This is a genomic window from Tateyamaria pelophila, from assembly GCF_019966495.1.
Lineage (GTDB): Bacteria > Pseudomonadota > Alphaproteobacteria > Rhodobacterales > Rhodobacteraceae > Tateyamaria > Tateyamaria pelophila.
In genome coordinates this window covers 1-11,929 of the sequence record NZ_JAIMIA010000128.1, presented here as the reverse complement: position 1 = coordinate 11,929, position 11,929 = coordinate 1, and the positions used below count along the sequence as shown (strand labels likewise).

The 11,929-nt window shown below is 58.4% G+C and carries 4 protein-coding genes; all 4 read left to right on the top strand.

Features of this window, described 5'->3' with window-relative positions:
* Positions 1-154: 154 nt before the first annotated feature.
* The 4 genes from LC354_RS23230 to LC354_RS23215 all read left to right on the top strand — a co-directional run bounded on the left by LC354_RS23230 (position 155) and on the right by LC354_RS23215 (position 11,473).
* Positions 155-9,121 (top strand): GAF domain-containing protein, encoded by an 8,967-nt coding sequence (locus tag LC354_RS23230; protein ID WP_223428363.1) that lies wholly within the window; start codon positions 155-157, stop codon positions 9,119-9,121.
* Positions 9,118-9,465, top strand: a complete 348-nt coding sequence (locus tag LC354_RS23225; protein ID WP_223428362.1) for an Hpt domain-containing protein — start codon at positions 9,118-9,120, stop codon at positions 9,463-9,465. The genes LC354_RS23230 and LC354_RS23225 overlap by 4 nt, the downstream gene beginning before the upstream one ends.
* Positions 9,458-10,495: an adenylate/guanylate cyclase domain-containing protein gene (locus LC354_RS23220; RefSeq protein WP_223428361.1), complete on the top strand. Its 1,038-nt coding sequence runs from the start codon at positions 9,458-9,460 to the stop codon at positions 10,493-10,495. The genes LC354_RS23225 and LC354_RS23220 overlap by 8 nt, the downstream gene beginning before the upstream one ends.
* 249 nt (positions 10,496-10,744) lie before the next feature.
* The gene (locus LC354_RS23215) at positions 10,745-11,473 is read left to right on the top strand and encodes a gamma-glutamylcyclotransferase (protein ID WP_223428360.1); all 729 of its coding nucleotides are present in this window, start codon (positions 10,745-10,747) and stop codon (positions 11,471-11,473) included.
* The last annotated feature ends 456 nt before the right edge of the window (positions 11,474-11,929 follow it).

Below are 11,929 nucleotides of genomic sequence, written 5' to 3'. Positions count from 1 at the left end.
AGGTAAAAGATACTTGATCCGCAGGCCTGATCAGGCGATCTTCGCGTCAGATGGCAGGCCACTTGGGGAATGTCGGTGAAAGCAAATAGCATTTTCGGATAGGTTTTCGGCTTCGATTTATCAGTTGCATTTCAACGATCGCAAGGGGCGCGGTATGGTTTCCGACATTCCTCAAACCGGACAGGGACCGGAAGACCGCGTCCGTGCGCTTGAGGTGGAGCTGGCAGGCCAGCGGGCACAGGCTGCGGCGGCAGCAGAAATCCTTCAAGTCATCAACACGGCCAAGAATGATACCCAGCCCGTGTTCGACGCCATCGTGGAAAAGGCCGCGACCGTTTGTCATGCCGATCAGGCCGCGCTTGTTCTTGTCGATGGCACGCGCACGCATATGCAACTGACCGCACAATGGGGTCAGCATCGGAATGCGTTTCCAACCGGGACGACGTGGCCGCTGGATCAACTCCTGTCGGTGACCGAAACATTGCAAACCGGGAAAACTGTCCACATCAAGGACTATGCGGAAACCGACCTGTACAAAAACGGGGAGACCATCGCCGTTCATATGGTGGAGACCGAAAACATCCGTACCCATCTGGTCGTTCCGATGCTCTGGGACGGCGAGGTTATCGGGTTCATTGCCGTAAGCCATCGGGTGGTCAGACTGTTCAGTCAGGCAGAGATCAGCCTGATCGAAACATTTGCGACCCAAGCCGTCATCGCCATCGAGAACGCGCACCAACGTCGCGAGGTACAGGCCCGTCTGGAGCGCGAGGCCGCAATCAAGGAAATCCTGGCGGTCATCAGCCAGAGCCGTGATGACGAAACCCCTGTCTTTCGCGCCATTCTGGACCGGGCAGAGCGGTTGTGCCGTGCACAGGGCAGCGGGCTGCAACTGGTCAACGCCGCCGGAACGCATCTGGTGATGATGGATACCAAAGGCGATGATCACGGATCGTTCCCGCTGGGCTTTGAATTTGACCTCAGCGAGCCTTTGGGCATGTGCATCGCCGTCAGAGAAGCGCGCTCCTATCAGATTGACGATATAAAAGACACCGACCTGTACCGCGCCGGCCATCCCGGGCGGGTCGCGCTGGTGGATGTGGAAGGGGTGCGCACGCATCTGCACGTGCCGTTGGTCAAGAACGGTGTGGCCTTTGGCAACATCACGCTCAGCCGCAAGGAACCAGATCCATTTTCGGCGGATGAGATTGCGCTGGTGGAATCCTTTGCCGCGCATGCGGTGATTGCCATCGAAAACACACGGCAGTTCGTCGAGACGCAAGAAGCACTTGCCCGCCAGACCGCGACCTCGGACATTCTGCGGGTGATCAATGCTTCCGGCACGGACCTGCAACCGGTTTTTGATTTGGTGAACCAGAAGGCGGCAGAGCTTTGTGGCACAAAATACAGCATCCTGTGGCATCTTGACCGGACGTTGATCCATTTCATGTCCCATTCTGGGTTTACGCATGAGGAAGCGGAGCAGTTCAGAGCCGCCAGCCCGCCCGCTCCTCCGAAAATTGGTAGCATGAGCGCCAAGGTCATTTCGAGCGGGAACACCGAACATCTGGAGGATGCCCAAAGCCCTGATTATCCCGATCACGCAATTGCCCGTGAAAAAGGGTTTCGCTACATGCTGGGCATCCCGGTTTATGTTGGCAGGAAGGTTTGGGGCGTCTTGAGTCTGGCATTCCCGGATGGCCACAAACCAACGGCGGCAGATGTGAATATGGTCGAGACCTTTGCGGGACAGGCTGGAATTGCGATCGCGAACGCAACGCTGTTTGCCGAAACCCAGGAGGCGCTGGAACAGCAAAAAGCCACCTCCGAAGTGCTCAGGGTCATCAGCAGCACCACGACCGATATCCAGCCTGTCTTTGACATGATTGCGCGTTCTGCGACCAATCTGTGTGGCAGCCGGTTCTGTATGGTCTGGCGCTATGACGGCACATTGCAGCATTACTGTGCGAGCTATGGTTTCACAGACGCGTTCATAGACCAGTATCGCGCCGATTGGCCTGCGGCTCCCAAAGACGGTACCGTCGCCAAACAGGTCATCGATACCCGGGATCTGGTCACGCTCGATGATGCCCATGACGAAAGCTATGCCGACCATGTAGCGGCCCGCGACTTTGGCTATCGCAAGATGGTCGGCGTGCCGGTGATGCAGGGCGATAACCTCTGGGGGGCGATCGTCATGGGCTGGCTTGAGGGCCAGGCTCCGCGGGCCGTGGATATTGACCTCGCCAGGACCTTTGCGGATCAGGCCAGCATCGCCATCGAAAATGCGCGTCTGATCAATGAAACAGAAGAGGCGCTTGCACAGCAGACGGCCACCGCGGATGTTCTGAAGGTGATCAGCCAGTCTGCCTTCGATTTGCCCACGGTGTTGCAAGCGCTGATCGAAGCGGCTGCCAAGCTGTGCGAGGCGTCAATCTGTATTCTGTTCAACAAAGTGGGCGACGAATTGCACGTTGGTGCCAATACCGGGTGCGGGCCAGAATTCATTCAGTTCCACATCGATAACCCGCACAAGATTACACGTCAAAATGTTGCGGGCAGATCGGTGTTGGAGCGTGCGACCATACATATTCCTGATATCGACGCCGATCCCGAGTTCAAGAACCCGAAATCGCCGCTCTTGGGCGGTTGGAGGTCAATCATTGCGGTGCCGCTGGTTCGTGAAGGCGAGGTGATCGGCGTTCTGGACCTTGCGCGCCCCGAGGCCAAGCCGTTCACCCGGCGCCAGATTGAGCTGGTCGAAAGCTTTGCGGATCAGGCGGTGATTGCCATCAACAACGCGCGCCTGTTTGAAGAGGTGCAGCAACGTACCGCAGAAGTCACCGAGGCGCTGGAGTACCAGACGGCCACGTCCGAAGTGCTTGACGTGATTTCACGCTCTCCCGATGAGTTGATGCCGGTGCTTGACGCCATCCTCGCGGTTGCGGCCCGTATCTGTCACCCGCAATATGCCTATGTCGCAATGCTGGAGCCGGAGAGCGGCCACTACCAGATGGTGACATCGCTGAACGTGGATCGTGATTTTTTCGACTACCTGCAAGCCAATCCGATCAAGCCGGGCACCGGCACATGTACCGGGCGCACCGCTTTGCTGGGCAAGACCGTGTATATCTCGGACACCGAGAATGACGACAGTTACGAATGGAAAGAAGCCGCGCACCGGGGCAATTTTCAATCGACTGTGGGCGTGCCGCTGATCCGGGATGGCGTCACTGTCGGCGTCATCAGCCTGGCGCATCGCAACCCTTATGCCTTTGACGCCAAACAGATCAAACTGGTCGAAACCTTTGCCGCGCAAGCTGTGATTGCCATCAACAACGCCCGGCTCTTTGATGAGGTGCAGCAGCGCACCGCAGAAGTCGAAGAGGCGCTGGAGTACCAGACCGCCACATCAGACGTGTTGGCCGTGATTTCGCGCTCTCCCAACGAGGTGCTGCCGGTGCTGGATGCGATCCTTTCCGTGGCGCTGCGGTTGGGCAGTCCCAAGGGGTGCTATGTCTCATTGCGCAACCCGGAAACAGGGCTGTTTGATGTGGTGGCGGTCCGCAATGCGCCGCCCGAGATCGAGAAGATACTGCGCGACAACCCAGTGTCGCCTGGTCAGAACACGGTGACAGGGCGCGTGGCGTCCCTGGGGAAAACGGTCTATGTCGCTGATCTGACCCGCGATCCCGACTATGAATGGGCCGATCACGCCAGGTCCGGGGATTACAACAGCGCCTTGGGTGTTCCGCTGGTCAAGAACGGCGAGACGATCGGGACAATCACGCTGGCACATGGCGACACCCACGCGTTCAGCGCCAAGCAGATCGCCCTGTTCGAGACTTTCGCGTCGCAGGCGGTGATCGCCATCGGCAATGCGCAACTGTTTGACGAGGTGCAACAACGCACAGCCGAGGTGACCGAAGCGCTGGAGCAACAAAGGGCGTCCAGCGAAATCCTGAGCGTGATCAGTCAGTCCGTCGAGGACGTGCAGCCGGTATTCGAGAAAATCCTCGAAAGCTGTCAGCATCTTTTTGGTGGCGAAGAGCTGGATGTGCTGTTGATCGATGAACAAGGCCAGTTGCAGGTCGCGGCCTATCTGGGCAAATACGAAAAGGAGCTGCTGGAAACATTCCCTGCACCGTGGGAGATCACGCCCGCCGGTGAAGCGATCCGCACGAAACGTGTGGTCAACTACGCCGATTGTGCCAACAACCCGAATATACCGCCCGTCCTGAAAAAAATGGCACGCATCGCAAGCTACCATTCGGTCGCCTTCGCGCCGATGGTCTGGGAAGGCAAGGGCATCGGTGTGGTCGGTGTCGCACGCTCGGCCAAGGATTTCTCTGACAAGGAACTGCGGATCATGCAGGGCTTTGCCGATCAGGCGGTGATCGCGATCCAGAACGCGCGCCTGTTCAACGAAACCCAGAAGGCGCTCGCGCGCCAGACCGCAAGCGCGGACGTTTTGCGGGTGATTTCGCAATCGCCAGACAATCTGCAACCCGTTCTCGACCGGATCACAAGCAGCGCCATCGAGGTCTGCGATGCGCGGTTCTGCATGTTGTGGCGCTATAAAGATGGCATGGTCCACTACCGGTCGTGCAGCGGGTTCGCGCCGGAATTCATGGAAGAGTACCTCAAAGATTACCCGATGCGGCCCCACAAGCACTCGATCTCGGTGAACGCGTTTGCGCTTGGCGGGCTTTACCATCTCGATGACGCGCAAGATCCTGAGAAATACTACGATTCCGAAACCGCGCGCATCCATGGTTACAAGCACATGGTTGGCTTGCCCGTGATGACAAAGGGGCAGACGTGGGGTGTGCTTATCGTCGCCTGGGCGGAGGATACTGTCCCGGACAAGGGTCATTTCGACCAGCTTGAAGCCTTTACCGATCAGGCTGCCATTGCGATCCAGAACGTGCGGCTCTTTAACGAAACGCAGTCTGCCCTGGTTCGACAGACCGCGAGTGCGGACATCCTACGGGTCATCAGCGGTGCGCAGACGGATGTACGGCCCGTCTTCGAGGCAATTTGCGTCGCGGCCATCTCACTTCTCTCGAGTGATCTGGCTTTTGTGATGACCAGCGATGGGGACACCTATTCACCAGCGGCTGGCGCACAGCAGTCCGGCCCGCTGGAGGATCTGGGCCCGCAGGACATCCCTGTCGACCCGGCCCAGAACTTTCCGTCGCGCGCGATCCGCAGTCAAGAGATCCTGCATCTGCCTGACTGGACCGAAATTGACCTGCCCCCTCATGAGCGCAGAATCCACGAGGTTTATGGCGTAAATTCTGCGCTTTACGTGCCGCTTTTGAGCAAGGGCAAGCTCTTTGGTCTGCTTGTCTTTGCGCGCCGCGTGAGAAAGGCCTATTCGAGTGATGAGATAGCGTTGTCTCAATCCTTTGGAGATCAGGCCGTGATCGCCATTGAGAACGCGCGGCTGTTCAACGAAACCCAGATGTCTCTGGCCCGGCAGACCGCCAGTGCGAACGTCTTGCGCGTCATCAGCCAGTCCCCGAACGATGTGACGCCGGTGTTTGAAGAGATCGTACAGGCGGCGATTGATCTTGTGTCCTGTGACAAGGCTGTGGTGATCGAGACCGATGGCAAGGAGCTGTGGAATGCCGCGGTTGCCGACAAGGACGGGCTTGGCAAAGTTGTGAACACGGGCAGGCACCCGGTTGATCCCGATGACAACCTGCCGTCACGGGTCATTGTCTCCAGGGAAATGAGCCACAGCCCGGATTGGGCACAAGAGTACCTTCCGGAGAAGGACAGAAGAGATCTGAAGGAAATCGGATCGCGTGCCACACTGGCGTTGCCGCTGCTGCGCGGGGCGGAATGTCTGGGGCTTATCGTATTCGTCCGGGACAGGCCCCACGCCTTCAGCGCGGACGAGATTGCGATGGCCCGTACCTTCTGTGATCAGGCGATGATCGCCATCGAGAACGCGCGCCTGTTCAACGAAACGCAAACCGCCCTGGTGCGCCAGACGGCCAGCGCCGACATCCTGCGGGTGATCAGCCTGTCGCAAACGGATGTGGCCCCTGTGTTCCACGCCATTGTCGAGGCTGCCGTCCCGATGCTGGACTGCCATTTCACCACCGTCATGATCCGTGAAGGCGAGACCTTCTATCCTGCGGCAGGTGCTACGCTGGACGGGGCGCTCGAGGAACTGGACAACGCGCCCCTTGCCGTTGATCCGGAGCACAATTTGCCATCCCGCTGCATGGTCACGAAGTCCATGATACATATCCCGGACGGATCCGCGGCGGAACTGCCAGAGCATGATCGCCGTGTCTTTGACAAGTTCGACATCAAGGCATTGCTTTTGCTGCCCTTGATGCGGGGGCAGGAGTGTCTGGGCGTTCTGGCCTTTTCGCGGAACACGGCCCGCGCGTTTTCAAAGGAAGAGATCGACCTTGGGCAGTCCTTCTGTGATCAAGCCGTCATTGCCATCGAAAACTATCGCCTGTTCAATGAAACGCAGACCGCGCTGGCGCGTCAGACGGCCAGCGCAGATGTGTTGCGCGTGATCAGTGAATCCCCAACCGATGTGACACCGGTGTTCGAAAAGATCGCACTTGCAGGTGTTCGTCTGGTTGACGCCGAAATGGTCGGGGCAATGATCGCAACGGACACCGAGTTCAAAGTCGTCGCGCGTGCAATGACCGATGGTATTGTGGAACTGAAGGGCGATCCGCGATTTCCCATCGACCCGGACAGCAATTTCCCGGCACGCGTCCTGCGAAGCAAAAGCGTCTTGCACATACCTGATTGGGATGCGGCGGATCTGCCCGATTTCGAACAACAAACTTATGAAAACTACGGCGTGCGCTCTTCTCTGATCTTGCCGTTGATGAGGGGGGACAAGTGCCTTGGTGTGTTGGCCTATGCCCGTACCTCCAAAAAAGCATTCTCGCAGGACGAAATCGATCTGGCCAAATCCTTTTGCGATCAAGCCGTCATCGCCATCGAAAATGTGCGGCTGTTCAACGACACCGAGGAGGCCCTCGCGCGCCAGACCGCCAGTGCAAACATCCTGCGCGTGATCAGCGGGTCGCCCAATGACACGACACCGGTATTCCAAGAGATTGTGAAATCCGCTAGCGAACTCATTGACTGCGATATGGCCGTGGCGCTGATCAAGCAAGGCGATACGCTGTCGCAGGTCGCGGTGGCCAAAAGGGATGGTCTGGTCCAAAACCCGGCACAGATCAGCGTGCCGATCGACCCCGACCACAATCTGCCGTCCAAAGCCGTCGTCTCTCGCAAGGTCCTGCACACGCCGGATTGGGATACGGCGGACCTCTCGCCGATTGACGTGACCATTCGGGAGCGTGCGGGCATCAAGTCCACGATCATGCTGCCGCTCCTCCACGGCGACGACTGTGCGGGGACGCTGAACATCTTCCGTTTTCAGCAAAAGGCCTTCACGGACGAAGAAATCTCTGTGGCACAGACGTTTTGCGATCAGGCGGTGATCGCCATCGAGAATGCGCGCCTGTTCCAGGAGGCCCAGGATGCCCGTGCCGCCGCCGAAAAGGCCAACGAGGCAAAGAGCGCCTTTCTGGCCACCATGAGCCACGAGATCCGCACGCCGATGAACGCGGTCATCGGGATGAGCGGGCTGTTGATCGACACGGCCCTGAACCCCGAGCAGCGCGACTATGCCGAAACCATCCGCACCAGTGGTGATGCGCTTTTGGGGATCATCAACGAAATCCTCGACTTCTCCAAGATCGAAGCGGGCCAAATGGATATCGAAAACCAGCCGCTTGATCTGCGCGAATGCATCGAATCTGCGCTTGACCTGGTCAGCAGCCGCGCAGCGGACAAGCAATTGGACCTTGCCTATGTCTATGATGACAGCGTTCCTGCCGCGATCAGCACGGATCTGACCCGGTTGCGGCAGATATTACTGAACCTGCTGTCGAACGCGGTGAAATTTACCGAGGAGGGTGAGGTCGTGCTTTCCATCTCTGCTGCGCCTACGCCGGATGGTGCGCTGGAACTGGCGTTTTCCGTCCGCGACACGGGGATCGGATTATCGCCGGAGGGCATGAGCCGCCTGTTCCAATCCTTTAGCCAGGCGGACAGTTCGACCACCCGGAAATACGGCGGGACGGGGTTGGGACTGGCGATCTCGAAACGGCTGACTGAATTGATGGGGGGCACGATGACAGCCGTCAGTCAGGGCCTCGGGATGGGCTCCACCTTCAGCTTTTCCATTCGCACGCAGCAGGCCGACCTGCCGCAACCGCAGGTCCGCGATCTGGTCGGCGAACAAGGGGAATTGCGCGGTAAACGGATCCTTGTGGTTGATGACAACGCGACCAATCGCAAGATTCTTGCTCTGCAAACCGCCAAATGGGGCACACAGACCCGCGACACCGGCTCCCCGTTGCAAGCCTTGGAATGGCTGAAGGAGGATGCCCGGTTCGATTTGGCGATCCTGGATATGCATATGCCCGAGATGGACGGCCGCGCCTTGGCAGGCGAAATCCGCAAGGTCGACCCAAGGCTGCCGCTGATCCTGTTCAGTTCGCTGGGACAGCGCGAAGCGACCGCCGATGGCGGCCTTTTCACGGCCTATCTGGCCAAACCTCTGCGGCAATCCCAATTATTCGACACGTTGGTGTCGGTCTTTGCCCCAACGGAGCCGAAAAAGGTCTCTGCGGCATCCCCGGCCCCCGCACAAGCCGATCCGGACATGGCCAAAACCCATCCTCTGCGCATCCTGCTGGCCGAGGACAATCTGGTGAACCAGAAACTGGCGCTGCGTCTGCTGGAGCAGATGGGATATCGCGCCGATCTGGCGAGCAACGGTCTGGAAGCGCTGGAAAGCGTTGCGCGCCAGACCTATGATGTGGTCTTGATGGACGTCCAGATGCCGGAAATGGACGGGCTTGAAGCCTCGCGGCGGATCACCAAGGGCAAGGCCGCCGAGGCGCGGCCACGTATCATCGCGATGACAGCCAACGCCATGCAAGGGGACCGCGAAATGTGCCTTGAGGCCGGTATGGACGACTACATCGCCAAGCCCATCCGGGTGCCAATACTGATCGAAGCGCTCAAAAAGGTGCCGGTCCGCAGAAAGAAGAGCCTATGACACAAAGCCCGATCGACCCCGCCGTCTATGATGACCTCAAGGATGCCGCCGGCGCGGAATTTGTCGTGGAACTCGTCACCACCTTTCTGGACGAAGCCCCCGGCATGATCGCCGAGCTGCGCATTGCGTTGGAGACCGAAGACAACGACGGGTTTCGCCGAGCGGCCCATTCCCTCAAGTCCAATGCAAATGTGTTTGGCGCACATGCGTTGGCGGCCCCGGCGCGCGAACTGGAACTGACCGGGACTGCGCAAGCGACACCGGATGTTCTGGCGCTTCTGGAGCGCGTGGATTTGGAGTTTGTCCGTGCGAGCGCCGCATTGAAAAGCATGCAGAATGAGTGAGGCGGCCGCGCATCTGTTGATCGTTGATGACAACCGGGTGAACCGGCTGCTGCTCTCCCGCAGCGTTGAGTTATTGGGGTACACTGCAACGGTCGCCGAAAATGGTCATGAAGCGATGGACATGCTGCGGGCGCGCGTCTTTGACCTGATGCTGCTGGATATCGAAATGCCGGTGATGGACGGGTTTGAGGTGCTCGAAGCAATCAAGCTTGAGCCCGCCTTGAAGGATATTCCCATCATTGTCACCTCTTCCGTCGAAGGTGTGAACAACATCGTGCGCTGCATTGATCTGGGGGCCGAGGACTACCTGCCCAAACCGGTCAATCCCGTTCTGCTCAGGGCCCGCCTGTCCTCCAGTCTGGAAAAAAAGCGTCTGCGCGATGAGCAGAAAACCCTGCTGAAACGATTTGCAACCAGCGAGGTCGTGCAGGATCTGCAGGAGTCCGGTTTCAAACTGGGTGGGCGGCGTGTCCATGCCACCATCCTCTTTTGCGACATCCGCGGTTTCACCACCATTTCCGAACGTCAGTCGCCCGAAGACACGATCGAAATGCTCAATATCTATTATACGTTGATGTTCGAAGCGATCGACCACCACAATGGGATCGTCACGCTGATGATCGGCGACGGGCTGATGGTGTTGTTCGGAGCGCCGCAACCCTTGGAGAATTCGGCCGCGAGTGCCGTGGCAGCGGCGCAGGACATGCTGGCGATCATTGAGCTGTTCAATCTTGAGCAGGCTGCCGCTGAGAAACCGGAAATTCGTCTTGGGATAGGCATTGCGACAGGCGAAGTCGTTGCCGGGTATGCCGGGACAAAAGACCGGGCGACCTATACCTGTATCGGGGACAAGGTGAACCTTGCCTCGCGGCTTGAGGGTCACACAAAACGAGTGTCCCGCCCGATCCTGATCGACGAAGCGACACATTCTGCTGTCAGCGCAAGCCAACCCTGCGATCCAATCGGTCAGGTGGAGCTTGATGGGTTTTCCAAACCCGTAGCGGTTTTTGCAGTTGGTCGGTCGGTATAGGCGGGCGAAACGCGCTTTCGATGCATGCACGCCTCTGGCAACTCGCCGATTTGTAACGTGACGAGCAGCTGCGAAAGAACACTCCTGGCTGCTCATTCTGGCTTGCCCGCTGTCCAAGCCAAAATTTCATTTCCGCCCGAATGTTTGGTTTGAGAGTTTGTTTCAGGGGTAGTCAGATCGTTGAAGCAAGTGCATTCGGCCCGCCAATCTTCTCTGGTCACCGGGAACGAAAACCGACAAGATTGCGCCATGCCTTTTCCTGAACGTGTCTTTCACCATACGCCAACGCTACGCGCGGCAATCACTCCACCAGATGCGTCAGAGATGCGCTTCGGGCAGGAGCGCTTTGCGGAACTGGATGAGCAAGCCAAGGTGGAGGGGTGGCCGCCGGGTTGGCGCATGGATCATGACGCGAGAGAAGCCAATCGGCAGGCAGTCCTGTCGGGCCGATGGACACAAGACCTTTGGGTGTTCGCATATGGTTCGCTGATCTGGGATCCGGCGGTTTACGTCGAAGAATACCGGCGCGGGTTTCTGCCCGGCTGGCGTCGCAGTTTCTGCATGCGGCTGGAAGGGGGGCGCGGTAGTCACGCGCGGCCGGGGCTCATGGCAGCGCTTGATCAGGGCGGGCAATGCGACGGCGTAGTTTTCAGGGTTGCGGCAGAGTTGGTTGATCAGGAAACCAAATTCATGTGGCGACGCGAAATGTTCGCGGGCTCCTATTGCCCGGTTTTTCTCGAAGTTATGACGCCACAAGGGCCAGTGGACGCATTAACGTTCGTCATGGACCAGACAAACTGCCGCTACATGCCAAATCTGGATGAAAAGGAAGCGGCGCGGATAATCGCCGCAGCCGAAGGCGGGCTTGGCTCAAATTTCGATTATCTTCAGTCTTTGGTCAGACATCTGGAGGAATTGGGCATCCACGACGCTGATATGGTCAGGCTGCACGGCTTGGCCTGCACCTACCGCGTGTAGTTTGGGGGAGAAAACCACCAGCAGGATCTGCTGGTGCTACTGCTCGCGCGCCGCACGTTTCAGCTCTGGCAACAGGGCCAATCAACACGGTTTCATCAGGGGGCGGCGCAGCCTGCGCTGACAGCAATCCGTAGTGGTGACATCCGTGACCCGGAAGCGGCAAAATGGTCTTCCGCACCCCTAGCAAAAAGCTGCGCTTCGGACCACAGACGTAGTGCGGTGTTATAGCGGGTTTTTGCCGTTTCGAGCTTGGGTTGGTCTGGACCCCTAAAATTCATCAAATTCGGGCACATTGCCAAGCCTCACCAGGAAGCTCGGCGCGCTGACTTCGCCAGAGTTCGGATCCTCGGTCACCATATATGCATCGGCGCCTGCGCATGATTGAGCAACCCCACGTCTGGAAATTCGGATTTGGCATGATCACGCATCCTGGCATTCCCATTTGATATAGGCCTT